We start from the raw sequence: 26,855 nt of genomic DNA on the forward strand, positions 1-26,855 counted from the left end.
CTTAAAAACCCAGGCTGGATAGCAGATCGTCGACATCGTCCTGACCGGACACGACGTCTTCACGCTTATCGGCATGAATCTGCGGACCTTCACCCCGAGTCGGATGTTTTTCTTGATCTTTTTCAGCACGCAGCTGCTGGTGGTCATGTTCGATACCGGCAAAGCGGTCGACCTGGCTTGCCATCAGCACGAGCTTGAGCAGATTGCTTTCGACTTCGGTGACCAGCGTGGTCACCCGCTTGATCACCTGTCCGGTCAGGTCCTGATAGTCCTGAGCCAGCAGAATGTCGTTGAGATGGCCGGCGACCTTGCGATTACCTTCGGCGCTGTGCGTCAGGAAACTGTCGACGCGCTTGACCAGCTCACGGAATTCCGGCGCCGCCACCTCGCGACGCATGAAGCGCTGCCAGTCGGCGGACAGGTCTTGGGCCTCGCTCGCGAGGTCGTTGAGCACGGGCGTGCTCTCCTCCACCAGGTCCATGGTGCGGTTGGCCGCGCCCTCGGTGAGGCGCACCACGTAGGAGAGGCGCTCGGTGGCATCGGTGATCTGCGAGACTTCCTCGGCCTGCGGCATGGCCGGGTCGATCTGGAAGCTGACGATCGCACTGTGCAGTTCACGGGTGAGCTTGCCGACTTCCTGATACAGGCCACGGTCGCGGGTCTGGTTCAGCTGGTGAATCAGCTGCACCGCCTCGCCGAACCGGCCGCGCTCGAGGCTCTCGACCAGTTCCTGGGCATGCTTCTTCAGGGTTGATTCGAACTCACCCAGAGAGTTGTTCTGTGACTCCATGGCGCCCCCTGACGTGACTCAGCCGTTGACGCGTTCGAAGATCTTCTCGATCTTTTCTTTGAGCACCTGGGCGGTGAATGGCTTGACCACATAGCCGTTGACCCCGGCCTGGGCCGCTTCGATGATCTGGTCACGCTTGGCTTCGGCGGTCACCATCAGTACCGGCATGCCCTTGAGGCGGTCGTGTGCCCGCACCTTGCGCAGCAGGTCGATACCGGACATGCCTGGCATGTTCCAGTCGGTCACCAGGAAGTCGTAATGGCCGTTCTCCAGCATCGGCAGCGCCGTGGTGCCATCGTCGGCTTCCTCGGTGTTGGTGAAGCCCAGGTCACGCAACAGGTTCTTGATGATCCGCCGCATCGTCGAAAAGTCGTCAACGATGAGGATTTTCATGTCTTTGTTCAATTAGACCTCCAAGCAGTCTTAAACGCGCTCGGCGCCGAGCGCGCAGTCAATCAATTCGGCACCACAAAAAAAAACGACTGCATCGAACCTGGGTTCAACGCGCCCGCCACTCACCCAACCGGCTGCGCAGGCGTGCCGCGCACTGGCTATGCAACTGGCTGACACGCGACTCGCTGACCCCCAGCACCTCGCCGATTTCCTTGAGGTTCAGCTCTTCGTCGTAGTACAGCGCCAGGACCAGACGCTCGCGCTCCGGCAGGTTGGCGATCGCATCGGCCAGGGCGGACTGGAAGCGCTCGTCCTCCAGGTCCCGCGATGGCTCCAGCTGGCCGCTGGCTCCGTCCTCGTGCAGCCCTTCGTGTTCGCCGTCCTGCAGCAGGTCGTCGAAACTGAACAGGCGGCTGCCCAAGGTGTCGTTCAGAATCCCGTAGTAATCATCGAGACTCAATTGGAGTTCGGCAGCAACCTCGTGATCTTTAGCGTCGCGGCCGGTTCTTGCTTCAACCGAGCGAATCGCGTCACTGACCATGCGCGTGTTGCGGTGCACCGAGCGCGGTGCCCAGTCCCCCTTGCGCACCTCGTCGAGCATGGCGCCGCGGATGCGGATGCCCGCATAGGTTTCGAAGCTCGCGCCCTTGCTGGCGTCGTATTTGTTGGCGACTTCCAGCAGGCCGATCATGCCGGCCTGGATCAGGTCCTCGACCTGCACGTTGGCTGGCAGGCGCGCCAGCAGGTGGTAGGCGATGCGCTTGACCAGTGGCGCGTAGCGTTCGACCAGCTCGTACTGGGCGTCTTTCGCCGCCTTGCTGTACATCTTGAAACCGCTCGCGTTCATAGCACTGGCCCCGCGCTGGTGGGCTGCACCAGACGCTCGACGAAAAACTCCAGGTGTCCGCGCGGGTTGGCAGGCAGCGGCCAGCTATCGACCTTCTGCGCAATGGCCTTGAAGGCCAGCGCGCACTTGGACCGTGGGAAGGCCTCGTAGACCGCCCGCTGCTTCTGCACCGCCTTGCGCACACATTCGTCGTAAGGCACGGCGCCGACGTATTGTAGGGCGACGTCGAGAAAGCGATCCGTGACCTTGGTCAACTTGGCAAACAGGTTGCGCCCTTCCTGCGGGCTCTGCGCCATGTTGGCCAGCACGCGGAAACGATTCATGCCGTAATCGCGGTTGAGCAGCTTGATCAGGGCGTAGGCGTCGGTGATCGAGGTGGGCTCGTCGCAGACCACCAGCAGCACCTCCTGCGCGGCGCGGACGAAACTGACTACTGAGTCACCAATACCCGCGGCAGTGTCGATCACCAGCACGTCGAGGTTGTCGCCGATCTCGCTGAAGGCCTGGATCAGGCCGGCATGCTGGGCCGGCGCCAGGTGCACCATGCTCTGGGTGCCGGAGGCGGCCGGCACGATGCGCACGCCGCCAGGCCCCTGCAACAGCACGTCGCGCAGCTCGCAACGCCCTTCGATGACGTCGGCCAGGGTGTGCTTGGGCGTCAGGCCCAGCAGTACGTCGACATTGGCCAGGCCCAGGTCGGCGTCCAGCAGCATGACCCGGCGGCCGAGTTCGGCCAGTGCCAGGGACAGGTTCACTGAAACGTTAGTCTTGCCGACGCCACCTTTGCCACCGGTCACGGCGATCACCTGTACGGGATGCATGCTACCCATGTCTGTTCTTTACCTTGTCTCGCTTGGACCCAGGCCACATGAGGGGCTGAACGCTCAAGGCCACGGACAGGCCGGGCAACCCCATGATGTAGGTACGTTGCACAGTATTCACCCTCAACCCGCTCGCTTGCCGGGGCTGTGGTAGAGATCAGCGAACATGTCGGCCATGGCCTCTTCGCTGGGCTCGTCCTGCATCTGTACGCTTACCGCGCGACTCACCAGCTGGTGCTTGCGCGGCAATTGCAGGTCATCAGGAATGCGTGGCCCGTCGGTCAGGTAGGCCACCGGCAATTCATGGCTGATAGCCAGGCTCAGCACTTCGCCGAGGCAAGCCGTTTCATCGAGTTTGGTCAGGATGCAACCGGCCAGGCCGCAGCGTTTGTAGCTGTGGTAGGCGGCGGTGAGCACCTGCTTCTGGCTGGTGGTTGCCAGCACCAGGTAGTTCTTGGCGGCGATGCCGCGCCCGGCCAGCGTCTCCAGCTGCATGCGCAGCGCCGGGTCGCTGGCCTGCAGGCCAGCGGTGTCGATCAGCACCACGCGCTTGCGCAGCAGGGGGTCGAGGGCCTGGGCCAACGACTCGCCCGGGTCGACGTAGGTGACCGGCACGTTGAGGATGCGCCCAAGGGTCTTGAGCTGCTCCTGGGCGCCGATGCGGTAGCTGTCCATGCTCACCAGCGCCAGGTTGTTCGCGCCGTACTTGAGCACATAGCGGGCGGCCAGCTTGGCCAGCGTGGTGGTCTTGCCCATGCCGGCCGGGCCGACCATGGCGATCACCCCGCCCTCCTCGATCGGCTCGATCTCGGGCACGTCGATCATCCGCGCCAGGTGCGCCAGCACCATGCGCCAGGCTTGGCGCGGCTCTTCGATTTCAGCCGTGAGCTCGAGCAGTTCGCGCGCCAGGCCACCGGACAGGCCGAGGCGCTGCAAGCGACGCCAGAGATTGGCCTGTTGCGGCTTGCTGCCCTGCAACTGGCTCCAGGCCAGCGAGCCAAGCTGCACTTCGAGCAGCTCGCGCAGGCCTGTCAGCTCGAAGCGCATCGCATCGAACAGGCGCGGATCGACCGCCGGCTGAGCGGGCGCCATCACCGGCGCCGGCTCCTCCACATGCGCTTCGACCAATGGCTCGGAGGCCGTCAGCGACTGGCCGGCGAACAGTTGGCGATTACCCTCGCCCAGCTCGCTGCGGTCATTGATTTGCGCCTGGGCGGTGACGATGCGCGACTGCGTCTTGCGCAGCTCGTCCTCGAGCTCGGCATTGGGTACGCGTGGGGCCAGGGCGGACAGCTTGTAGTCCAGCGCGGCCGTCAGTTCGACACCGCCGGCGATGCGCCGGTTGCCGATGATGGCGGCGTCGGAGCCGAGCTCATCCCGGACCAGCTTCATGGCCTGACGCATATCGGCGGCGAAAAAACGCTTAACTTGCATAACCCACTACCTCAGCCATTTGGGCCCACGGTGGCAACGATGGTGACTTGCTTGTTGTCAGGTATTTCCTGATACGCCAAAACATGCAAATTCGGTACAGCCAGGCGGCCGAAGCGCGACAGCATGGCCCGGATCGGGCCGGCCACCAGGAGGATGGCCGGCTGGCCCTGCATTTCCTGACGCTGGGCTGCCTCGATCAACGAACGCTGAAGCTTTTCGGCCATGCTTGGTTCAAGAAGAACACCATCTTCCTGACCCTGCCCGGCCCTTTGCAGACTATTGAGCAAGATCTGTTCCAACCTTGGCTCAAGGGTGATCACAGGCAGCTCGGACTCAACGCCGACAATGCTTTGCACGATGGCGCGACACAATCCGACCCGCACTACCGCCACCAGCGCGGCGGTATCTTGACTCTTCATCGCATTGTTGGCGATGGCCTCGGCAATGCTGCGGATGTCACGCACCGGCACTTGCTCGGCAAGCAACGCCTGAAGGACCTTGAGCAGCCCCGACAAGGAAATGACACCCGGCACCACCTCTTCAGCCAGTTTCGGCGAGACCTTGGCCAGCACTTGAAGCAGTTGCTGGACCTCTTCGTGGCCGATCAGCTCGTGGCAGTGCTTCTGCAGGATCTGGTTCAAGTGCGTGGCGACCACGGTACTGGCGTCCACCACCGTATAGCCCAGCGACTGCGCCTGCGCACGCTGGGCAATGTCGATCCATACCGCTTCCAGGCCGAACGCCGGATCGCGGGCAGCAATACCGTTGAGGGTGCCGAACACCTGCCCAGGGTTGATCGCCAGCTCGCGATCCGGGTAGATCTCCGCCTCGGCGAGGATCACGCCCATCAGCGTCAGGCGGTAGGCGCTGGGCTGCAGGTCGAGATTGTCACGGATGTGCACGGTGGGCATGAGGAAGCCCAAGTCTTGCGAGAGCTTCTTGCGCACCCCCTTGATCCGCGCCAAGAGTTGGCCACCCTGGTTGCGGTCGACCAGCGGGATCAGGCGATAGCCCACTTCCAGGCCGATCATGTCGATGGGGGTGACGTCGTCCCAGCCCAGCTCCTTGGTTTCCAGCGCCCGCTGCGGCGATGGCAGCAGGTCTTGCTGGCGCTGCAACTCCTGCTCGGCTTCGACCTTGACCTTCTGCTGCTTCTTCCACACCAGGTAGGCGCCACCGGCGGCCAGCAGGCCAAGGCTGAGGAAGGCGATGTGCGGCATGCCCGGCACCAGGCCCATGACGATCATCAGGCCGGCGGACACCGCCAGCGCCTTTGGCGAATCGAACATCTGCCGGTTGATCAGCTTGCCCATGTCCTCGGAGCCCGAGGCACGGGTCACCATGATCGCGGCGGCGGTGGACAGCAACAGTGATGGCAATTGCGCCACCAAACCGTCACCGATGGTCAACAGGGCGTAGACCTTGCCGGCATCGGCAAAGGACATGTTGTGCTGCAGCATGCCGATGAGCATGCCACCGATCAGGTTGATGAACAGGATCAGCAGGCCGGCGATGGCGTCGCCACGGACGAACTTGCTGGCACCGTCCATCGAGCCGTAGAACTCGGCTTCCTGGGCGACTTCGGCACGACGTGACTTGGCCTGGGCCTGGTCGATCAGGCCGGCATTGAGGTCGGCGTCGATGGCCATCTGCTTGCCGGGCATCGCGTCAAGGGTGAAGCGCGCGCTCACTTCGGAGATGCGCCCGGCACCCTTGGTCACGACCACGAAGTTGATGATCATGAGGATGGCGAACACCACCGCACCCACGACATAGTTGCCGCCGATCACCACCTCGCCGAAGGCCTGGATCACCTTGCCCGCGGCGCCATGGCCTTCCTGGCCGTGGAGCATGACCACCCGGGTGGAGGCGACGTTCAGGGCCAGGCGCAGCAGCGTGGCGACCAGCAGGATGGTGGGGAAGGCGGCGAAGTCCAGCGGGCGCAGGGCGTAGACGCAGACCAGCAGGACCACGATCGACAGGGCGATGTTGAAGGTGAAGAAGACGTCGAGCAGGAACGGCGGGATCGGCAACATCATCATTGCCAGCATCACCAGCAACAGCAGCGGCACGCCGAGGTTGCCCCGGCCGAGACCGGCCAGGTTGTTGCGGGCGTTGCTGATTAACTGAGTGCGATCCACCGCGAGTCCTCTTCAAGCAAAAACTTTGACGCCTGCGTGGCGCCTGGCGCTGCTCTTTGCAAGAAGCCTTCCAACTTTTTCGGGGGTGGGGATATTTTGCGGGGCGCGGGCCTTGGATCGCGTGTTGGCGGACAGGGGGCAGGCGATTTTTCTGCAGGGGTATTGAGATCGAGCGCCGCCCGCGCGGCGCATCGCGGATGAATCCGCTCCTACATCGGTTGCAACGTGCCCATGCCTGACAGGCCATGGTTGCCTGCCCTGCGTGTACGACGCGATTTATCGGCTGGCTGTAGGAGCGGATTCATCCGCGATGCGCCGCACAAGCGGCGCCCGCCCCATCAGCCAACCTCAACTATCGCGCCGCAAATCCTCGGGAATTGGCAGATCTTTCTTCAACGGCTCCGGCGCCTTGCCCTTGCCCGCCCGGTACTGGCGAATCTGGAACACATAGGCCAACACCTGCGCCACCGCCAGGTACAACCCCGCCGGAATTTCCTCTTCCAGCTCGGTGGAATAGTAGATAGCCCGCGCCAGTGCCGGCGACTCGAGGATCTGCACCTTGTGCTCGACGCCGATCTCGCGCATCTTCAGCGCCAGGAAATCCGTGCCCTTGGCCAGCAGCAACGGCGCCGCCCCACCCTTCTCCGGGTCGTATTGCAGCGCCACCGCATAGTGCGTCGGGTTGGTGATGATCACGTCAGCCTCGGGCACCGCCGCCATCATGCGCCGCTGCGAAGCCTCCCGCTGCAACTGGCGAATACGCTGCTTCACCTCAGGCTTGCCCTCGGAGTCCTTGTACTCGTCACGCACTTCCTGCTTGGTCATCTTCAGCTTCTTGTGCGCCTGCCAGAGCTGGAACGGCACGTCCGCCGCCGCGATCAACAGCAACCCGGCCGCCATCCACAAGGCGCTCCAGCCCACCACCTGCACGGCATGGATGACCGCCTGCTCCAGAGGCTCGTTGGCAATCGACATCAGCGCCTGGCGGTCACTGGCCAGCACCACCAGCGCCACCACCAGGATGACCAGGAACTTGGCGATGGCCTTGAGCAACTCGGTCAACGCATGCAGGGAAAACATGCGCTTGATCCCCGCCAACGGGTTCATCCGGCTGAACTTGGGCTGCAGCAGGCTGCCCGAGAAGAGGAAGCCCCCCAGGGCGATGGGCGCGACAAAGGAGATCACGAACAGCAGGATCAGCACCGGCTGCACCGACCAGATCGCCATCTTGCCCGACGCCAGCAGGAACGCACCCATGCTGCGCTCGTCCACGATCACCTCACGGGTGAGGGTGAAGTTCGCACGCATCAGCGTCATCAATGTTTCGGCCATCTGCCCACCGAACGCCAACAGCCCGCCAGCACCCGCCAGCGTCACCGCCACCGTATTGAGCTCCTTGGACCGGGCGATCTCACCTTTCTCGCGCGCGTCGCGCTTGCGCTTGTCGGTGGGTTCTTCCGTCTTGTCCTGACCGCTCTCGCTTTCCGACATGCTCAGCGCGCCCGTGCCAGTTCACGCAGCCACTGCAGCGCTTCGCTGGCCAGTGCCTGATAGTGGGAGAGAATATCGGCCAGGCCGACCCAGAAGATGCCGAGCCCCAGCACCAGGGTCAGCGGGAAACCGATGGAAAAGATATTCAACTGCGGCGCCGCTCGCGTCATCACGCCAAACGCGACGTTGACCACCAGCAGCGCGGCGATCGCCGGCAGGATCAGCAACAGCCCCGCCCCCAGCACCCAGCTCAGGCGCCCGGCCATCTCCCAGAAATGATTGACCACCAGCGCATTGCCCACTGGCAGGGTGGTGAAGCTTTCAGTGAGGATCTCGAACGCCACCAGATGGCCGTTCATCACCAGGAACAGCACACTCACCAGCATGGTCATAAACTGGCTGACCACCGCGACGTTGACGCCGTTGGCCGGGTCGACCATCGACGCGAAGGCCATGCCCATCTGCACCGCGACGATCTGCCCCGCCACCACGAACGCCTGGAACAGCAACTGCAGGGAGAAACCGAACAACGCACCGACGATGATCTGCTCCCCGCACAACAGCACCCCGCGCAGGCTCAGCGGGTCGATTTCAGGCAGCGGCGGCAGGCCCGGCACGATCACCACGGTGATGGCCACGGCGGCGTACAGCCTTACCCGCGCCGGCAGCATCTTGGTGCCGAAGATGGGCATGGTCATCAACAGCGCCGTCACCCTGAACAACGGCAGGATGAAGGTGGCGACCCAGGTGCCGATCTGCGTGTCGGTCAGCTCGAGCATCGCAGCGTCAACCGATCAGCTGCGGAATGCTGGTGTACAGACTGATGAAGTACTCCATGAACTTCTGCACCAGCCATGGCCCGGCAACGATCAGCGTGATCAGCATCACCAGCAGGCGCGGCAGGAAGCTCAAGGTCTGTTCGTTGATCTGCGTGGCGGCCTGGAACATGGCCACCACCAGGCCCACCAGCAGGCTCGGCACCACCAGCACCGCCACCATCAGGGTGGTCAGCCACAAGGCGTTGCGGAACAGGTCGACTGCAACTTCAGGTGTCATGCAAAGCCCTCCTTGATGGCGTCAGACGCCACCGAAACTGCCGGCCAGGGTGCCCATGATCAACGCCCAGCCATCGACCAGCACGAACAGCATGATCTTGAACGGCAACGAGATGATCAGCGGCGACAGCATCATCATGCCCATCGCCATCAGCACACTGGCGACCACCATGTCGATGATCAGGAACGGGATGAAGATCATGAAGCCGATCTGGAACGCGGTCTTGAGCTCGGAGGTGACGAACGCCGGCACCAGGATGGTCAGCGGCACCTGCTCGGGGCCAGCGATATCGGTGCGCTTGGACAGGCGCATGAACAAGTCGAGGTCGCTCTGCCGGGTCTGTGCCAGCATGAAGTCCTTGAGTGGCCCCTGGGCCTTGTCGATGGCCTGCTGGGCGGTCATCTGCTCGGCCAGGTAGGGCTGGATGGCATCCTTGTTCACCCGCTCGAAGACCGGCGCCATGATGAACATGGTGAGGAACAGCGCCATGCCCGTGAGCACCTGGTTCGACGGCGTCTGCTGCAGGCCCAGGGCCTGGCGCAGGATGGAGAAGACGATGATGATCCGGGTGAAGCTGGTCATCAGGATGACGAACGCCGGGATGAAGCTCAGCGCCGTCATGATCATCAGGATCTGCAGGCTGACCGAGTACTCCTGCTGCCCGTCCGCGCCACTGGACAAGGTGATGGCCGGGATCGACAGCGGGTCGGCGGCCAGGGCCAGCGGCGCAGCCAGCAGCAGCGCCAGGGTCAACAGCATGCGCAGGGCGCCCATCATCACTTCTTGTCCTTATGATCCTTGCCCATCAGCTCGAGCAGCCGCTGGGCGAATTCCGGCGCGGCCTGGCGCGCGCCGGCGGGCACCTCGACGGGCTCGGCGAGCACGTGCAAGGCTTCGATGCTGCCCGGGGTATGACCGATCAGGATCTGTTCCTTGCCAACCTGCACCAGCAACAGCCGGTCACGCGGGCCGATGGCACGGCTGCCGACGATCTCGATCACCGGCGCGCCGCGCTGCGCGGTGCCCTGCATGCGCCGCAGCAGCCAGGCCAGGAAGAAGATCAGGCCGACCACCAGCAGCAGGCCGAAGACCATCTGCGCCAATTGCCCACTCACGCTGCCCGGGTTCGCCGCTGGCACCACCGGGGTGGCGGGCTCGGCGGCAGCGATCACCGCCTCGCTGACCAGCAGCGCGGCGAAGGCCGTGGCGGCTCGCACCATGCCCTTCACTCAGCGCAGCTTCTTGATACGTTCGCTGGGGCTGATCACGTCGGTCAGGCGAATGCCGAACTTCTCGTTGACCACCACCACCTCGCCGTGGGCGATCAGGGTGCCGTTGACCAGCACGTCCAGCGGCTCGCCGGCCAGGCGGTCGAGCTCGATCACCGAGCCCTGGTTGAGCTGCAGCAGGTTGCGGATGTTGATCTCGGTACTGCCCACTTCCATGGAGATGCTCACCGGAATATCCAGGATCACATCCAGGTTGGGGCCTTCGAGACTGACGTTCTCGTTGAGCTTGGGCGAGCTTGCGAACTCTTCCATCGGCAGCCGATCGCCACCGGCGTCACCGCCAAGCAGGGCATCGATATCGGCCTGTCCGGCATCGCCGGTTTCTTCGAGGGCCGCAGCCCACTCATCGGCCAGGGCCTGTTCCTCTGGGGAGCTGATCTCGTTTTCGTTAGCCATGATTTCCTCGACAACCTTTCAATACGTTTAGAGCGATCGACGCGCCATCAGCGGCGTTCGATCGGGTCGATGATCTGCAGCGCCAGGGTGCCCTTGTGCGAACCCAGTCGTGCCTTGAACGCCGGTACACCGTTGGCCCGCAACACCAGGTGCTCGGGCAGCTCCACCGGGATCACGTCACCCGGCTGCATGTGCAGGATGTCGCGCAGCTTGAGCTGGCGACGGGCAACGGTGGCCGACATCGGCACCGCGACGTCCAGCACGTCCTCGCGCAGGGCCTTGACCCAGCGTTCGTCCTGGTCGTCCAGGTCGGACTGGAAACCGGCATCGAGCATCTCGCGCACCGGCTCGATCATCGAGTACGGCATGGTCACGTGCAGGTCGCCGCCACCGCCATCGAGCTCGATGTGGAAGGTCGAGACCACCACCGCCTCGCTGGGGCCGACGATGTTGGCCATGGCCGGGTTGACCTCGGAGTTGATGTACTCGAAGTTGACCGGCATGATCGCCTGCCACGCTTCCTTGAGGTCGACAAAGCACTGGTCCAGCACCATGCGCACCACGCGCAGCTCGGTGGGGGTGAACTCACGCCCCTCGATCTTGGCGTGGCGACCGTCGCCTCCGAAGAAGTTGTCCACCAGCTTGAACACCAGCTTGGCGTCGAGGATGAACAGCGCGGTACCGCGCAGCGGCTTGATCTTGACCAGGTTGAGGCTGGTGGGCACGTACAGCGAGTGCACGTACTCGCCGAACTTCATCACCTGCACGCCACCCACGGCCACATCCGCGGAACGGCGCAGCAGGTTGAACATGCTGATGCGGGTGTAGCGGGCGAAGCGCTCGTTGATCATTTCCAGGGTCGGCATGCGACCCCGCACGATACGGTCCTGACTGGTCAGGTCGTAGCTCTTGATGCTGCCGGGCTCGCCAGCGCTCTCGGTTTGTACCAGACCATCGTCCACCCCATGCAGCAGGGCGTCGATCTCATCCTGGGACAGCAGGTCCTGCACGGCCATCTATGTGCTCCTACTGCAATACGAAATTGGTGAACAGCAGCTGGTCGACGACCGGCCTGCCGACTTCTTTCTGCGCCACTTCCTGCACCACCGCGGTGGCTTTCTGACGCAGCATCTCCTGCCCGACCGGGCTGCTGGCGAGGGTATCGAAGCCCTGCCCGGAGAACATCATGACCAGGTTGTTACGGATGACCGGCATGTGCACCTTCAGCGCTTCCAGGTCTGCCTGGCTGCGCCCCTGCATGGTGATGCTCACCTGCATGTAGCGCTGGCGCCCGTTCTGGTTGAAGTTGACCACGAAGGCCGGCGCCAGGGGTTCATAGATCGCCGCCGCCTTGGCGTTGGCCTGGGCCGGATCCACGGCGGGCGCCGACTCGCTCTTGTGCATGAAGAACCAGGTCGCGCCCACCGACAGGCCGACCGCCAGCAGCAAGGCCAGCACCAGCAGCAGGATCAGCTTGAGTTTGCCTTTAGTGGCGGGGTCTTTCACTGCGTCGCTCTTCGCCATGCCAATAATCCGTCGTCCAACAGGGTTTCTAAGTAGGATGACGTGGCTTGAGCAAGTGTTATGCCAGATTTGTCTGTAGGAGCGGCTTTAGCCGCGATCACCCGCACAGCGGGTGTCAGGCAACGCGGTGGCTGCATCGCGGCTGAAGCCGCTCCTACAGAAGCCCCCCTTGCAGATTTGTCTGTAGGAGCGGCTTTAGCCGCGATCACCCGCATAGCGGGAGGCAGGCAACGCGGTGGCTGCATCGCGGCTGAAGCCGCTCCTACAGAAGCCCCCCTTGCAGATTTGTCTGTAGGAGCGGCTTTAGCCGCGATCACCCGCACAGCGGGTGTCAGGCACCGCGGTGGCTGCATCGCGGCTGAAGCCGCTCCTACAGAAGCCCCTCCTAGCGGGATCAGGCGTAGTAGTCGACCACGCTGTCGCCAATCACGACCTGCTGCTCCACCGGACGAGCGGCATCGGCCAGCTCACCTGGCTCACCCTCCCCGCGCTCCGCACGACGAGCCGCAACCCCCGAAAGGTTCGAGCCCTCCTGCTGCGCCTGCTGCTGTTGCTGCTGACCGCGGGACTGGTCGGCAACACTGACATCAGGCTGGGCCAACCCCTGCTGGGTGAACAATTCGCGCAAACGGTGGGCCTGGCTGTCCAGGGCATCGCGCACGCCCGCGTGACCACTGATGAAGTGGATTTGCGCGGGCTGATCCGCCGCCACATTGACGCGGATATCCAGGCGACCGAGCTCGGCAGGCTCGAGCTGAATGTCTGCCGACTTGAGGTTCTGGCTGGACAGGTACATGACCCGGTTCACCAAGCCTTCGGTCCAGGCGCCCTGGTTCATCTGCAAGGGTTGCTGCAACGGGCTCGGCGTGACAGGCACGGCGTTGGCCGTCTTCGGCGTGGCTGCCTGTGTCAGGCTGGCCAGGCGATTGGCGAAATCATCCACCCGTGTGTCGCTGCTGGCGCCCTTGAGGTCCTTGAGGCCTTCGTCGAGCAAGCCGGCAAAGCCTTTTTCACCGCGCTCGGATCGGCCCGACTCGGCCTCGGCCTTCTCGGTCAGGTTCGCCAAGGTATTGACGGGCGCCTGATTGGTTTCCGCCGGCTGCTGCCCCTGATCGGCGCGAGCGCTGCCGGCATGCGCCGAGGTGGTACCGCGAGCCTGGGCATTCTGTTCGAGGGCCAGGCGCAAGGTCGGCATATCGGCCAGCGGGTCGACCTCTGGGTCGAACGCTGCCTGCGCGGGCTCCTCCTGGACCACAGGGCTTGGGACTGACGGGGGAGCAGGCGGCAATGGCGGCTGGACCGCCGCCTGCAGCACCGGCGCAACCGCCTCGGCCTGGGCCTGCAGCAACTGGGCGCCCGGCTGGGCGTCGGTCACCTGCCCAGCAACCAGGCTGGCATCCAGGAGCGCGGAGGCACCACTGTCAGCAGCCTCGTCACCCCCCTCGGCAACGGGCGGTTTGTCCGTGGCAGGCAACTTCTTGCCGCCATCGGCAACCGCAGGCGCGGCATTGCCAGTCTTGTTGCCGCCGGAGGCGTCGACCTTGTCCTTGGGTTTGGCTTGCCCCGAAGCGCCAGGGGAAACCTTGTCATCGCGCGCCGGGGCTGCGTCACGCCCTTGCCGGGCCATGACCTGATCGAAGCCCGCGCCTTGGTCACCCGCCGCCTGCAGCGGTTTGTCGGCCGCACCGGGGGCCGGACGCGCCGCCTTGCCCAGAAGGCCGGCTTGCAACAATGGATTGGATGCGACAGGCATTGAAAAGTCTCCGCGCCAGAAACATGAAAATTACGTCTGGACAAAGACAGGCAAAACTCGCGCCAGGTTCGCTAACCCGCGGAAATCCGTTGTCGCTCGCTCCGATAGAAACGCTGCACCTCCAGATACTCCTGGTCGATGCGATTGATCAGGTCTTCGATACCGTACAGCGGCACCTGGCGGACACGATCCTCCAATTGCTGGCAGAGACCGGCCAGGCCCACGGCCCCCATGTTGCTGCTGCTACCCTTGAAGCTGTGCGCCGCCAGACCGAGCTCAGCGGCATCCTTGGCTTCATGCAACTGGCTGAGACGTCGCTCGGAGTCCTCGAGGAAGGTTTCCAGCAATTGCGGATAGCCGTCCTCCATGACCTCCCGAAGGTCACTGAGCACCTTGTGATCGATATGCACGTCCACCACTTGCTCACTCCTTGATCAAGCCCATTTACACCTCGGCCCGAAGCTCATTCGCAGGCCAACCCTCGACTCACCACTCGAACTCCACCCGCGCCAGGCGCCCACCTTCAAGCCACTGAGCACGGCAACCCAGGCGGCGGACCAAGCCCAAGCCACGCCCGCTGAAGCCCTGTTCGACCGGAGCCTGCGCAAGCGCCCGTTCAACGTCGAACCCCGCACCGCTGTCGCGAACATCGATCCTCAGATGCCCACCCGCTGCGCGCGGTTCCACCGACAGGACGATTTCGACAAAACCCTGGATGTCTTCCGCCAGGCGCTGGCCACGTTGACGATAGTACTCGGAGAAGCCCTGCGCGTCGCGCTTGAGGCTTGAGTCCAGCCCCAGCACACCGTGCTCCAGGGCATTGGAATACAACTCGCTCAACACGCTGTGCAGCATCCCGCTGACAGGCCGCAGGCCATGTATTTCCTGCAAGAGCTGCACCAGGTAAGGCACCGGGTTGAAACGCCTGAGGCTCTCGCCACGCAACGTGAAGTTCAACGCCCACTCCAGCGGGCTAGAGCGCCCGCTGTCGGAATAGACCACGGCCTGCGGCACGGCATCCACCGGCGCCAGCATGCGGATGTCGCACAGGCTGATGTCATCCCGGGTCTGGCCACCGAAGCGCTCCAGCGCCTGCATGACCTCATCGAACAGCAGGGCGGGCTGGCGGTTTTCAGCCAGCACCTGACGCAATCGCCCCACCCCGAACAGGCATTCCCGCGCGTCGCCGCTGTCGATCACACCGTCGGACAGCAGGAACAGCCGCTCCCCCACGGCCAGCGGCATGACCTCGGTCGTGTCGTCGAACTGGTCAGGCGCCAGGATTCCCAGCGGCAAATGCCGCGAAGGGAGCACCGCCAGTACCTCACCCTGCGCCGAAAGCTGGTAGCCATCAGGCATCCCGCCATTCCAGAACTCCACCGTCCCACGCTGGAAGCTCAGGTTGAGCAGCAGCGCGCAGCAGAACATGTCCACCGGGAGGATGCGCTTGAGCTTGGCGTTCATCTCGCGCAGCGTCTCGACCAGGCCGTAGCCCTTGGCCGTCATGCCATAGAAGACTTCCGCCAAAGGCATGGCGCCGACCGCCGCCGGCAGGCCGTGCCCGGTGAAGTCCCCTAGCAGCACGTGCATGTCGCCGGACGGCGTGAAGGCGGCCAGCAGCAGGTCACCGTTGAACAACGCATAGGGGGACTGCAAGTAGCGGATGTTCGGGGCATTAAGGCAGCCGGAATGTGCCACCTTGTCGAACACCGCCTTGGCTACACGCTGCTCGTTGAGCAGGTGATGGTGATGCCGGGTGATCTGGTCGCGCTGCTCCAGCACCGTGGCCTGCAACCGGCGCAGGCGGTCCATGGCGCGGATCTTGGCACCCAGGATCACTGCGCTGTAGGGCTTGGCCATGAAGTCGTCGCCGCCGGCCTCCAGGCAGCGCACCAGCCCCTCTTCTTCGTTGAGCGACGTGAGAAAGATGATCGGCACCAACGCCTCACCCGCCAGCGCCTTGATCTGTCGCGCCGCCTCGAAGCCATCCATCACCGGCATCAAGGCGTCCAGCAGCACCAACTGCGGCCGCTGCTCGGCGAACACCGCCACCGCCTGCTCACCGTTCTCCGCCGTGATGACCGCATGCCCCTGGCGCCGCACGATCTGCGCCAGCAGCATGCGGTCCGCGGCGCCGTCCTCGACGATCAGCACGGTCAACGCCTGTTCGGCAGGCATGACGGCATTCAACTGATGTCGAACAGCTTTTCGAAATTGGAGATGGCCAGGATCTTGCGCACGTCAGGGCTGGCGTGGACCACGCGGATATCCGGCTCATCCCCTCCGACATGGTCACGCAGCAACAGCAGCATGCCCAATGCGGAGCTGTCCAGATAGGTGGCTTCTTTCAGATCAACGATCACCGAGTCCGGCTGTCGACGCTCGTAGGCGTCCCTGAATTCCTGATGCTTGCCGAAATCGAAACGACCCTTGACCTTGATCGTCAGCTGTTTCCCGTCCTGTGAAAAATCAGTCTCGACTGCCATGCCAGCGATTCCTTCGTTGATGGCGAATACAACATCTGAAGGTTTAGCAGCCAGCCCGGCACCCCGCAAGCCGAGAGGTTGGTCACAATTCCCTGTAGGAGCCAGCCTTGCTGGCGAACGCAGACACCGCGGTTCGCCAGCAAGGCTGGCTCCTACAGGTGGGTCTGGCGGGGCAGGCGCTGGGAAAGTTCGTCGAGCAGGCGCTGCTCGCGCTTGTCCTCGGCCCGACGGGCCTCGTCGAGGTAGCGCTGCACCAGCTTGCGCAGCCCTTCCACCCGGGCATAGGCCTGCTGCCAGGTGTTGCGCGCGTTATTGAGGTTGTTCTGGTGCCAGGTCAGGCTCTGGCGCTGCTGGGTCATCGCGGTTTCCAGCTGCGCAAGGAAGCGCTGGTAGTTCAGCAGCCAACTGCCGTCGACACCCTGCCCGCCGCGGTTGATCCACTGCATCTGATAGGCCTCACGGAAACTCTCAAGCTCCGCCAGCTTGACCTGGGCGTCACTGACCAGCCGCTGGAAATGCCCCACGCGCTGGGCAGCCTTGCGCTCGGCCTCTTCGGCCATCTCCACCACCGGCACCAGGCGTGCGGCGCGACTTGGCTGGGCCATGGCCTATCAACCCGCCGGCGGCACGAAGATTGCGCCCAGCTCTTCGCGGCTCTGGGCCATGCCGACATTCTCGTCCAGGCCCTGGCGCAGGAAGTCCACCAGCTTGGGCTGCAGGGCGATGGCCAGGTCGGTTTCCACGTCGCCACCGGCCACATAGGCGCCGACACTGATCAGGTCGCGGCTCTGCGACAGGCGCGACCACAGCTGCTTGAACTTCTGCGCCTGGCGCAGGTGGTCGGGGTCGACCACCTGGGGCATGACCCGGCTGATCGACGCTTCGATATCGATGGCCGGGTAGTGCCCTTCCTCGGCCAGGCGCCGCGACAGCACGAAGTGGCCGTCGAGCACGCCCCGCGCCGAGTCGGCGATCGGGTCCTGCTGGTCGTCACCTTCGGACAATACGGTATAGAACGCCGTGATCGAACCGCCCCCCGCCTCGCCATTGCCCGCCCGCTCCACCAGCTTGGGCAGCTTGGCGAACACCGACGGCGGATAGCCACGGGTGGCGGGCGGCTCGCCGATGGCCAGGGCGATCTCGCGCTGGGCCTGGGCGAAACGGGTCAGGGAGTCCATCAGCAACAGGACGTTCTTGCCCTTGTCGCGGAAATACTCGGCGATCCGCGTGCAGTACATCGCCGCCCGCAGACGCATCAACGGCGCGTCATCCGCAGGCGAGGCCACCACCACCGAACGCTTGAGCCCCTCCTCGCCGAGGATATGCTCGATGAATTCCTTCACTTCGCGACCACGCTCACCGATCAGCCCGACCACGATGATCTCGGCCTCGGTGAAACGGGTCATCATGCCCAACAGCACCGACTTACCGACACCCGTACCGGCAAACAGGCCCAGGCGCTGGCCGCGCCCGACCGTCAGCAGGCCATTGATGCTGCGAATGCCGACGTCCAGCGGCTGGCTGATGGGGTCACGGTTGAGCGGGTTGATGACCGGGCCATCCATCGGCACCCAGTCCTCGGCCTTCATCCCGCCCTTGCCATCCAGGGCCCGGCCGGCGCCATCGAGCACCCGCCCGAGCATGCTCATGCCCATGGGCAGGCGACCACTGTCGTCCAGCGGCACCACCCGGGCACCTGGGGCCAGGCCGGCGATGCTGCCGACCGGCATGAGGAACACCTTGTCACCAGAGAAGCCCATCACCTCGGCTTCCACCTGCACCGGGTGATAGCTGTCGTCGTTGATCACCAGGCAGCGGCTGCCCACGGCGGCGCGCAGGCCCTCGGCCTCCAGGGTCAGCCCGACCATGCGCAGCAGGCGGCCTTCGACCACCGGCTGGTCCGGCAGGCGTATGGCGTCGGCGTAACCTTCGAGGCGCTTGCCGAAGCTGGTGCGATCAAGGCGCATCAGCGGCTCCCGGCTGGTCCTCGAGCTCGATGGAAATATCCGCCGCGGCGGGATGCAGCGAATGGTCGTGGGACTGGTCGAACAGCTGCGCCACGGCCTTCTCGATCCGCGTCTCCATGGTCGCGTCGATACGGCTATGGGCGGTCTCGATGCGGCAACCGCCCGGCAACAACGCCTCGTCCTCGAGCAACTTCCAGTTTTCCTCGTGGCGCTCGCGCAGGGCCTTGGCCAGCTCGAAGTCCTGGGGGTTGAGGTGGATGCGGATGTTGTCGGCGCCCATGGGCAGCAGTTTCAAGGCTTCGCGCAGCACATGAGTGATGTGGCTGGAGTCTGTGCGCAGTTCGCGACCGATGACCTGGCGCGCCATGTGCGCCACCAGTTGCACCATGCCTTTTTCGATCTGGGTGTCCTGCTCGGCGATCGGTTCGAGCAGGTGGCCCATGAGCTGCTCCAGGCCCGCCAGCTTCGTCGCCAGGGCGACCTCGGCCTCCTGGCGCACCTTCAACTGGGTGCTATGGAAACCTTCGCGCTCGCCAGTGGCGAAGCCCTCGTTGTAGGCCTCCTGGCGGATGGCTTCGAGTTCTTCGAGAGTCAGCGGCTGGACTTCCTCCAGCGGCACTTCCTCGATTTCCTCTTCGACGACCTCGGGCTCAGGCTCGGGCACCGGCTCAGGCTCGGGGTCGAAGCTGGGCAGCGCCCAGACATCGACGCCCTCGAGGTCGCGGGCGCGGATCAGGTCGCTGGGGTGTTCGGTGGTAGACATGTTTTCAGGTACTCAAAAGCCATCTGCAACCAACGCGCCCCTGTAGGAGCGGCCTTGTGCCGCGAAAGGGCTGCAAAGCAGCCCCGGCAATTCTGCGGTGACACCAAGATCGCGGGGCCGCTACGCGGCCCTTACGCGGCACAAGGCCGCTCCTGCAAGGGACCGCGTTGCCCCGCAGGTCAGATCATTTCCTCGGCACCCTTGCCGCCAAGCACGATCTCGCCGGCCTCGGCCATGCGTCGGGCGATGGTGAGGATTTCCTTCTGCGCCGTTTCCACGTCGCTGACCCGCACCGGCCCTTTCGCCTCCAGGTCGTCGCGCAGCAGTTCCGAGGCGCGCTTGGACATGTTCTTGAAGACTTTGTCCTTGACCTTCTCGTCGGCACCCTTGAGGGACACCACCAGTACGTCGGAGGACACTTCGCGCAGCAGCGCCTGGATACCACGGTCGTCGACGTCGGCCAGGTTGTTGAAGACGAACATCAGGTCTTCGATCTGCTCCGACAGGTCGCTGTCGATCTCGCGGATCGCATCCATCAGCGCGCCTTCGACCGAGCTGTCGAGGAAGTTCATGATATCGGCGGCGCGCTTGATGCCACCCAGGGTGGTGCGCGCGGCATTGGAGTTGCCGGAGAACTGTTTCTCGAGGATCTGGTTGAGTTCCTTGAGCGCCGCTGGCTGCACGGTATTGAGCGACGAGACGCGCAGGACGATGTCCAGGCGCACCTTGTGGTCGAAGTTGCTCAGCACCTCACCGGCCTGGTCGGGGTCGAGATAGGCGACCACGATGGCCTGGATCTGTGGGTGCTCGTAGCGGATGACGTCAGCCACGGCACGTGGCTCCATCCACTTGAGGCTGTCCAGGCCGCTGGTGTTGCCACCCAGCAGGATGCGGTCGATCAGGCCGTTGGCCTTGTCCTCGCCGAGCGCCTGGTTGAGCATCTTGCGGATGTAGCCGTCGGAGCCGACGCCCAGGCTGGTCTGGTCGCCGACGATCTCGACGAACTCGCTCATCACCTGCTCGACCTGCTCGCGATGCACGTTGCCCATCTGCGCCATGGCCACACCGACCCGCTGCACCTCCTTGGGCCCCATGTGGCGCAGCACCTGCGCGGCATCGGTCTCGCCGAGCGAGAGCAGGAGAATGGCCGCCTTGTCGACGCGGCTCAGCTTGGCGGTAATGGCTCGATTGTCACTCATCGGCGTTGATCCACTCTTTCACGACCTGGGCCACGCGGCCCGGGTCTTCGGCCACCAGGCCCTTGATTGCGTTGAGCTGTGCCTCGTAACCCTCGCTCGGGCTCGGCAACAGAATGCTTGTCGGGCCACCCAGGCTGACGCGGTCGTTGGCCAGTTCGCCATCCAGACCGATCATGCCGCCCAGCTCCATGTCGCTGTCCGTGGCAGCTTGCTTGCCGCCACCTGTGATATTGGTGAGCACCGGACGCAGCACGCCGAACACCAGCACCAGGATGAACAGCACGCCCAGCACTTGCTTGACGATGTCCCAGAACCACGGCTGCGAGTAGAACGGAATGTCGACCAGCTCGTCGCCACGGTCGGCGGCGAACGGCACGTTGATCACGGTCACGCTGTCGCCACGGCTGGCATCGAAGCCCACGGCGTCCTGCACCAGGCGGGTGAAGCGCGCCAGGTCTTCGGCACCCCACGGGGTGCGGGTGGCTTCGCCGCTGGCGGCGTCGAGCTTGACCTGGTCATCCACCACCACGGCCACCGACAGACGGGTCAGGCGACCCTGCTGCTGGCGGGTGTGGCTGATGGAGCGATCCAGCTCGAAGTTCTTGGTGCTCTGCTGGCGCTTGTCGCTCGGGTACGGCGCGAGCATCGGCTGGCCGGTGGCCGGGTCCATGATCTGCTGGCCGTTGGCATCCACCAGCGGCTGGCCCGGCTGGATGGCACCGGCCGGCGTGGCGGCGGCCTTGGCATTTTCAGGCGCGGAAGCGCCGGCCGGCGGCTGGTTGCTCAGGGCACCCGGCACACCTTGCGGGCCCTGGCTGCTGGCACGCTGTTCGTTGACCGACTGCTCGCTGCGCAGCGCCGGCTGGTCGGGGTTGAACTGCTCGGAGGTGGACTCGACGGCGCTGAAGTCGAGATCGGCCGACACTTCTGCCTTGTAACGGTCGTTGCCCAACACCGGCTGCAGGATGTTATGCACGCGCTGGGTGAGCAGGCCTTCCATGCGGCGGCTGTAGTCGAACTGCTTGCCGGCCATGGTCAGGGCGGTGTCCTGCAACTGGTCGGAGAGCAGGTTGCCTTTCTGGTCGACCACGGTCACCTGCGACTTGTCCAGCTCCGGAACGCTGGTAGCCACGAGGTTGACGATGGCCATGACCTGGCCGGCCTCCAAGGCGCGGCCTGGGTACAGCTCGACCAGTACCGAGGCGCTGGGCTTGCGCTCGTCACGGACGAACACCGAGCTTTTCGGGATCGCCAGGTGCACGCGCGCGGCCTTGACGTTGTTCAGGCTGGAAACGGTACGCGCCAGCTCACCTTCGAGGCTGCGGCGGTAGCGGGTGGTTTCCATGAACTGGCTGGTGCCCAGCCCCTGCTCTTTGTCCAGCAGCTCGAAACCGACGTTGCCGTCGCTCGGCGCCACGCCGGCGGCGGCCAGCTTCAGGCGCGCACGGGAGAGGTCGTCGGCCTTGACCAGCAGGGCGCCGGAGTTCGGTTCCACGTGATAGGGAATGTCGGCGGAGGCAAGCGTGTCCATGACCTGCTTGGTGTCCATGCCCGCCAGGCTGCCGTACAGCGGCCGGTAGTCCGGCTGCTGCGACCAGAGCACCACGGCGAAGCCGATGGCCACGCTGGCGGCCAGGCCGACCAGCAGGCCAACCTGACGCAGCATGGGCATCTGCGAGATGTTTTCCAGGAACGCCATGCCGAACAGCGGCGGTTTGGCGGCTGGCGGGCCACTTTTGGCGGGGGCGTTATCGACGACTGCTTCGGCCATGACTCACTCTCGCCCTTATACCGGCATCTGCATGATGTCCTGGTACGCCTGTACCAGCTTGTTGCGTACCTGGGTCAATGCCTGGAACGACACGGAGGCTTTCTGCGAAGCGATCATGACGTCAGTCAGGTCGACACCGCTCTTGCCAATTTCAAAGGCGTTGGCCAGCTGGGTCGAGGCCTGCTGGGTTTCATGCACCTTGCCAATCGCCTGGCCGAGCATGTCGGCGAAGCTGCTCTGCCCCGGCGCCAGTTCGGGCGCGGCAGTGGTCTTGGGCGTGGACATGGCTTCGGCCTTCATGGCGCGCATGTCCATCATCAGACGATTGAATTCAACACCTTGGGTCATGGACTTCTCTCTCCGGCGGCCGCATTTTTTTGACACTCATGCAGCGAATAGGCTGGGACTAGCAAGAGGAGTGCCAGCCCGCCCCACATACATTCAAAACAATTGATCAGCCAAACAGGCTGGCTTCCACATCGAGCCCCGCGTCGCGCATTTGCGCCAGCTTGTAACGCAAGGTGCGCGGACTGATTCCCAAGCGCTCGGCCGCCTCCTTGCGACGGCCGCGCTCGGCGCGCAAGGTATCGATGATCATCTGGTATTCGTGGCGACGCATGTCGTCGCCCAGACCCATGGGCTCAACCGCGCTGTCCTCGACCACTGGCGTGGCTCGAATTGGAGCCGACAATGGAATGACGCCCGCCAGACAGAAATCCGCCGCCTCGATCACCCCGCCCTGCTGCAGGATCAGCGCCCGCTGCAAGGCGTTGTCCAGCTCGCGCACATTGCCCGGCCAGGCGTGCGCCTGCAGGCAAGCCCGGGCATCGGCGGACAGACGCACCGGCGCATGCCTCATCTTGCCGACATGGCGCGCCAGCAGACGTTCGGCCAGCGGCAGGATGTCCCCCGGGCGCTCGCGCAGGGCGCGCCAGGCCAGAGGGAACACCGACAGGCGATAATAGAGGTCTTCACGGAAGCGCCCGGCCGCCACCTCGCCCACCAGATCGCGGTTGGTGGTGGCCAGCACCCGGATATCCAGGGCGATCGGCTTGCGCCCACCGACCCGCTCCACTTCGCGCTCCTGCAACACCCGCAGCAGCTTGGCCTGCAGCGCCAACGGCATTTCGGAAATCTCGTCGAGCAGCAAGGTGCCGCCATCGGCCTGCTCGAACTTGCCGGCCTGCGCGGCAATGGCGCCCGTGAAGGCTCCTTTCTCATGACCGAACAAAGTGGCTTCGAGCATGTTGTCGGGGATCGCCGCGCAGTTGATCGCCACGAACGGCGCCGCCGCTCGCGGCGACTGCTGATGAATGAAGCGCGCCAGCACCTCCTTGCCAGTCCCCGACTCACCCGAGATCAGTACGGTGGAGTCGCTGCGCGCGACCCGCGCCGCCAACTCGAGCAATTGCAGGCTGGCCGGCTCGCAGGCGACCGGCCCCTCTTCCTCGCCCACCTCGAGATGACCCGCAGCGTGTCGCTCCACCAGGCTGATCAGCGCCTTGGGCTCGAACGGCTTGACCAGGTAGTCGACCGCCCCCTGGCGCATGGCGTCGACCGCCCGCTCCACCGCCGCATGGGCCGTCATCAGCAGCACCGGAAGCTGCGGATGATGGCGCCCTAGTTGCGCCAGCAACTGATGACCATCCATGCCCGGCATGTTCACATCACTGACCACCAGGTTGAACGGCTCGCGTGCGACCGCTTGCAACGCCTCCTCGGCCGAACCCACGGCAAGATGGGCGAAACCGCCGATCTCCAGGGTGTCCGCCAGCGCCTGGCGCAAGGTACGATCGTCCTCGACCAGCAGCACCTTGATATCCATCATTGCTCCCCCTTCGAGGCGGCAGCGATCAATGGCAGGATCACTTGGGCACAGGTGCCACGCCCCGGCGTCGAACGCAGCCGCAAGGTGCCTTGGTGAGCACGCACCACGGCCTGGACGACCGCCAGGCCCAGCCCGGTACCCGTCGACTTGGTGGTGAGGAATGGCTCGCCCAGCCTGGCCAGGAGCTCGGCATCGATGCCGCTGCCGGCATCGCTGACACACAAGTGCAGGTGCTGGTCGCGCTGGTACAGGTGAACCTTGAGCCGTGCCCCCCCCGCGCTGGCCTGCACGGCGTTGTCGATCAGGTTGAGCAAGGCGCCCACCAGGGTGTCGCGATTGCACAGCAACTCGCCAAGGTGCACATCGCACTGCCAGCGCACCGATTGCCCCTGAACATGAACCTGCGCAGCCTGCTGCAGTGCCTGGAACAATGCCTTGGGGGTCAGCCGATCGCTCAGCGGCAGCTCGCCACGGGCAAACACCAGCATGTCGCGGACCTGATGCTCCAGTTCGTGCAGGCGCTCCTTCAGGCTCCCGGCAAAGCGCTGCCGGGTATCGTCCGGCAAGGTTTTTTCGCCGTCCGCCAGATGGCTGGCATAGAGCATCGCCGCGGACAACGGAGTACGGATCTGGTGCGCCAGCGAGGCCACCATGCGGCCGAGCGACGACAGGCGCTCATGGCGCGAGAGCTGGTCCTGCAGGCGACGGGTCTCGGTGAGGTCGGTCAGCAGCACCAGTTGCCCGGGCTCGGCATCCAGCGAGCGCGTGGCGATCGACAGGCGGCGGCCGTCACGCAGCGACACCTCATGGCCGTCATCCTTGCGCGGCGCGAAGCTGCGCGCGATCACCTGGCGCCAGAGCTCGCCAACCAACGGCGCGCCCAGCAGGTCGCACGCAGCCGGATTGGCCTCGCGCACATAGCCCTGCGCATCGATCACGATCACCCCGCCCGGCAACAGGTCCAGCAGGTTCTGCAAACGATTGGCCACCCGTTCCTTCTCGCCAAGCTCCGCCATGCGCTGGGCACTGACCACCGCCAGCTCACCCTTGAGCTCACTCACCCGCGCCTCGAGCATGCTGTACGACTCGCTGAGCTGGGAGGAAACCTGGTTGAACAGGGCGAATGCCTGTTCAAGGCCCTGTCGGCTTTCCTGCTCGACCGGGGTGCGCCCCTGCGGATCGGGGACTCGGGACATGTGGGCGGCCTGGGGCATCGTGCTCTCTCGCGTGGCTGACCGTCAAAAACGGTGTATTGCCAGCCATATAGCAATACGCGTGCCGGAGGTTGCGAGAGACTGCCGGGGAACATTCGCAGAGACGGCCGCAAGACCGCTGGTCACGGGGCTTTGCACCCCTTCGAAAGGTAGGGATATTGCATCCGCGGGGCTGTCCCTAGCCCTCGACGGATACCGCGGGCGTCAATCCTCCGCCTGCTCCTCGCCACCCTGGCGACTCATGCCGTACTTGCGCATCTTCTCCACCAGCGTGGTACGACGGATACGCAGCCGCTCCGCGGCGCGGGCAACGATGCCATTGGCATCATCCAGCGCCTGCTGGATCAACCCCTGCTCAAGGCCACCGAGATAGTCCTTCAGGTCGAGCCCCTCCGGCGGCAGCATGGCATGGCTGGCGAAGTTCGGCGTGCTGCCGTTGATCGCCACACGCTCCTCGAGATCGCTGCGCAGGCTGTCCACCAACTGCTCGTCCTCGTCATCGACGTAGCGGAATTTCTTCGGCAGCTCCGACACGCCAATCACCCCGTAGGGGTGCATGATCGCCATGCGCTCGACCAGGTTGGCCAGCTCACGCACGTTGCCCGGCCAGCCATGCCGGCACAGCGACATGATCGCCGCCGAATTGAAGCGGATCGAGCCGCGCTTCTCGTGCTCCATGCGCGAGATCAGCTCGTTCATCAGCAGCGGGATATCCTCGACACGCTCGCGCAGTGGCGCCATCTCGATGGGGAAGACATTCAACCGGTAGTAGAGGTCTTCACGGAAGGTCCCGTCCTCGATCATGCTCTCGAGGTTCTTGTGAGTCGCGGCGATGATGCGCACATCGATGCTCTGGGTCTTGTTGCTGCCCACCCGCTCGAAGGTACGTTCCTGCAACACGCGCAGCAGCTTGACCTGCATGGGGAGCGGCATGTCGCCGATCTCGTCGAGGAACAGCGTGCCGCCGTTGGCCAGCTCGAAACGCCCGGCGCGGCTGGTGATCGCCCCGGTGAACGCGCCCTTCTCGTGACCGAACAGCTCGCTCTCGAGCAATTCCGCCGGGATCGCCCCGCAGTTGACCGGCACGAAAGGCGCCTCGCGACGCTTGGAGTGGTAGTGCAGGTTGCGCGCCACCACCTCCTTGCCAGTGCCGGACTCACCCAGAATCAGCACGCTGGCGTCGGTATCGGCCACTTGCTGCATCATCTGCCGCACGTGCTGGATGGCACGGCTGGTACCCACCAGGCTGCGGAACAGGTTGGGCTCGCGCTGACGCCCCCGCTCACGGGCCTGGTCGTACATCTCGCGATAGACCTGGGCACGGTGCAGCGAGTCGAGCAACTGGCTGTAGCTCGGCGGCATTTCGAGATTGGAGAGCACCCGGCGACGCAGGTCTTCGGGGAACTCGGCAGAAGAAATTTCACCCAAAAGCAGAACCGGAAGGAACTCATCCCACCCGGCCACTGTCTTAAGCAGCCCCAGCACACTGGCTGGAGCATTCACGGTGCCGATCAGTACGCACAGTACTTCACGGCTCGAGCTCAACGACTCGACGGCTTGCTGCCAGTCCTGACTGGAACAGGACAGGTTTTCTTCGCCGAGGAAGTTCAGCACCACTGCCAGATCGCGGCGGCGGGCGCTGTCGTCATCGATCAGGAGGATTTTGGTTTCACGCCACATGCAATAGCAACT

General features: G+C 64.4%; 27 protein-coding genes. All 27 read right to left on the bottom strand.

The annotated features are described in order from the left end of the window. Position 1: 1 nt before the first annotated feature. The 27 genes from P5705_RS02955 to fleQ all read right to left on the bottom strand — a co-directional run bounded on the left by P5705_RS02955 (position 2) and on the right by fleQ (position 26,843). On the bottom strand, positions 2-790 hold the full coding sequence (locus tag P5705_RS02955; RefSeq protein ID WP_011534887.1) for a protein phosphatase CheZ: 789 nt from the start codon (positions 788-790) through the stop codon (positions 2-4). Positions 791-808: 18 nt separating this feature from the next. Beyond that, positions 809-1,183, bottom strand: coding sequence for a chemotaxis response regulator CheY (locus P5705_RS02960; RefSeq protein ID WP_011534888.1), 375 nt, complete (start codon positions 1,181-1,183; stop codon positions 809-811). 106 nt (positions 1,184-1,289) lie between these two features. Further along, on the bottom strand, positions 1,290-2,030 hold the full coding sequence (gene fliA, locus P5705_RS02965; RefSeq protein ID WP_011534889.1) for an RNA polymerase sigma factor FliA: 741 nt from the start codon (positions 2,028-2,030) through the stop codon (positions 1,290-1,292). Next, positions 2,027-2,860, bottom strand: a complete 834-nt coding sequence (fleN, locus tag P5705_RS02970; RefSeq protein ID WP_011534890.1) for a flagellar synthesis regulator FleN — start codon at positions 2,858-2,860, stop codon at positions 2,027-2,029. Before fleN ends, fliA begins: the two co-directional genes overlap by 4 nt. 114 nt (positions 2,861-2,974) lie before the next feature. Continuing rightward, entirely contained in the window at positions 2,975-4,285 is a 1,311-nt protein-coding gene (flhF, locus tag P5705_RS02975) for a flagellar biosynthesis protein FlhF (protein ID WP_277459502.1), read from the bottom strand. An 11-nt stretch (positions 4,286-4,296) separates the two neighbouring features. Beyond that, positions 4,297-6,426, bottom strand: coding sequence for a flagellar biosynthesis protein FlhA (gene flhA, locus P5705_RS02980; RefSeq protein WP_277459503.1), 2,130 nt, complete (start codon positions 6,424-6,426; stop codon positions 4,297-4,299). 348 nt (positions 6,427-6,774) lie between these two features. Then, positions 6,775-7,917, bottom strand: coding sequence for a flagellar biosynthesis protein FlhB (gene flhB, locus P5705_RS02985; protein ID WP_277459504.1), 1,143 nt, complete (start codon positions 7,915-7,917; stop codon positions 6,775-6,777). Positions 7,918-7,919: 2 nt separating this feature from the next. Then, on the bottom strand, positions 7,920-8,696 hold the full coding sequence (fliR, locus tag P5705_RS02990) for a flagellar biosynthetic protein FliR (RefSeq protein WP_011534894.1): 777 nt from the start codon (positions 8,694-8,696) through the stop codon (positions 7,920-7,922). 7 nt (positions 8,697-8,703) lie between these two features. Then, positions 8,704-8,973 (bottom strand): flagellar biosynthesis protein FliQ, encoded by a 270-nt coding sequence (gene fliQ, locus P5705_RS02995; RefSeq protein WP_248920900.1) that lies wholly within the window; start codon positions 8,971-8,973, stop codon positions 8,704-8,706. 21 nt (positions 8,974-8,994) lie between these two features. Beyond that, on the bottom strand, positions 8,995-9,747 hold the full coding sequence (gene fliP, locus P5705_RS03000; protein ID WP_277459635.1) for a flagellar type III secretion system pore protein FliP: 753 nt from the start codon (positions 9,745-9,747) through the stop codon (positions 8,995-8,997). A gap of 2 nt (positions 9,748-9,749) precedes the next feature. Continuing rightward, positions 9,750-10,202, bottom strand: a complete 453-nt coding sequence (fliO, locus tag P5705_RS03005; protein ID WP_277459505.1) for a flagellar biosynthetic protein FliO — start codon at positions 10,200-10,202, stop codon at positions 9,750-9,752. Then, positions 10,203-10,658 (bottom strand): flagellar motor switch protein FliN, encoded by a 456-nt coding sequence (gene fliN / locus P5705_RS03010; protein WP_248920902.1) that lies wholly within the window; start codon positions 10,656-10,658, stop codon positions 10,203-10,205. A 47-nt stretch (positions 10,659-10,705) separates the two neighbouring features. After that, positions 10,706-11,674: a flagellar motor switch protein FliM gene (gene fliM / locus P5705_RS03015; RefSeq protein WP_011534899.1), complete on the bottom strand. Its 969-nt coding sequence runs from the start codon at positions 11,672-11,674 to the stop codon at positions 10,706-10,708. Positions 11,675-11,684: 10 nt separating this feature from the next. Beyond that, positions 11,685-12,182 (bottom strand): flagellar basal body-associated protein FliL, encoded by a 498-nt coding sequence (gene fliL / locus P5705_RS03020; protein ID WP_213657713.1) that lies wholly within the window; start codon positions 12,180-12,182, stop codon positions 11,685-11,687. A gap of 394 nt (positions 12,183-12,576) precedes the next feature. Next, on the bottom strand, positions 12,577-13,935 hold the full coding sequence (locus P5705_RS03025) for a flagellar hook-length control protein FliK (RefSeq protein ID WP_277459506.1): 1,359 nt from the start codon (positions 13,933-13,935) through the stop codon (positions 12,577-12,579). Positions 13,936-14,006: 71 nt separating this feature from the next. Beyond that, positions 14,007-14,354, bottom strand: coding sequence for an Hpt domain-containing protein (locus P5705_RS03030; RefSeq protein ID WP_277459507.1), 348 nt, complete (start codon positions 14,352-14,354; stop codon positions 14,007-14,009). Between the two features lie 67 nt (positions 14,355-14,421). Beyond that, on the bottom strand, positions 14,422-16,113 hold the full coding sequence (locus tag P5705_RS03035; protein WP_277459508.1) for a fused response regulator/phosphatase: 1,692 nt from the start codon (positions 16,111-16,113) through the stop codon (positions 14,422-14,424). Positions 16,114-16,121: 8 nt separating this feature from the next. Further along, positions 16,122-16,421: an STAS domain-containing protein gene (locus P5705_RS03040; RefSeq protein WP_011534904.1), complete on the bottom strand. Its 300-nt coding sequence runs from the start codon at positions 16,419-16,421 to the stop codon at positions 16,122-16,124. Positions 16,422-16,573: 152 nt separating this feature from the next. After that, complete coding sequence (gene fliJ / locus P5705_RS03045; protein WP_277459509.1) at positions 16,574-17,026, bottom strand: flagellar export protein FliJ; 453 nt, start codon at positions 17,024-17,026, stop codon at positions 16,574-16,576. A gap of 6 nt (positions 17,027-17,032) precedes the next feature. Then, positions 17,033-18,388, bottom strand: a complete 1,356-nt coding sequence (fliI, locus tag P5705_RS03050; RefSeq protein ID WP_277459510.1) for a flagellar protein export ATPase FliI — start codon at positions 18,386-18,388, stop codon at positions 17,033-17,035. After that, positions 18,378-19,151: a flagellar assembly protein FliH gene (gene fliH, locus P5705_RS03055; protein WP_277459511.1), complete on the bottom strand. Its 774-nt coding sequence runs from the start codon at positions 19,149-19,151 to the stop codon at positions 18,378-18,380. The genes fliI and fliH overlap by 11 nt, the downstream gene beginning before the upstream one ends. 179 nt (positions 19,152-19,330) lie before the next feature. After that, positions 19,331-20,350: a flagellar motor switch protein FliG gene (gene fliG, locus P5705_RS03060; RefSeq protein WP_011534908.1), complete on the bottom strand. Its 1,020-nt coding sequence runs from the start codon at positions 20,348-20,350 to the stop codon at positions 19,331-19,333. Next, a complete protein-coding gene (fliF, locus tag P5705_RS03065; RefSeq protein ID WP_277459512.1) occupies positions 20,343-22,121 on the bottom strand; it encodes a flagellar basal-body MS-ring/collar protein FliF in 1,779 nt (592 codons plus the stop codon). Before fliF ends, fliG begins: the two co-directional genes overlap by 8 nt. Positions 22,122-22,136: 15 nt before the next feature. Further along, positions 22,137-22,469 carry a flagellar hook-basal body complex protein FliE gene (gene fliE / locus P5705_RS03070; protein WP_277459513.1) on the bottom strand — a complete coding sequence of 111 codons (333 nt, stop codon included), beginning with the start codon at positions 22,467-22,469 and terminating at the stop codon, positions 22,137-22,139. Positions 22,470-22,575: 106 nt separating this feature from the next. Then, entirely contained in the window at positions 22,576-23,946 is a 1,371-nt protein-coding gene (locus P5705_RS03075) for a sigma-54-dependent transcriptional regulator (RefSeq protein WP_277459636.1), read from the bottom strand. After that, positions 23,946-25,163, bottom strand: a complete 1,218-nt coding sequence (locus P5705_RS03080; RefSeq protein WP_431196917.1) for a sensor histidine kinase — start codon at positions 25,161-25,163, stop codon at positions 23,946-23,948. The genes P5705_RS03075 and P5705_RS03080 overlap by 1 nt, the downstream gene beginning before the upstream one ends. A 204-nt stretch (positions 25,164-25,367) precedes the next feature. Further along, positions 25,368-26,843 carry a transcriptional regulator FleQ gene (fleQ, locus tag P5705_RS03085; RefSeq protein ID WP_277459515.1) on the bottom strand — a complete coding sequence of 492 codons (1,476 nt, stop codon included), beginning with the start codon at positions 26,841-26,843 and terminating at the stop codon, positions 25,368-25,370. Between the last annotated feature and the right edge of the window lie 12 nt (positions 26,844-26,855).

This window comes from Pseudomonas entomophila, assembly GCF_029478665.1.
Lineage (GTDB): Bacteria > Pseudomonadota > Gammaproteobacteria > Pseudomonadales > Pseudomonadaceae > Aquipseudomonas > Aquipseudomonas entomophila_F.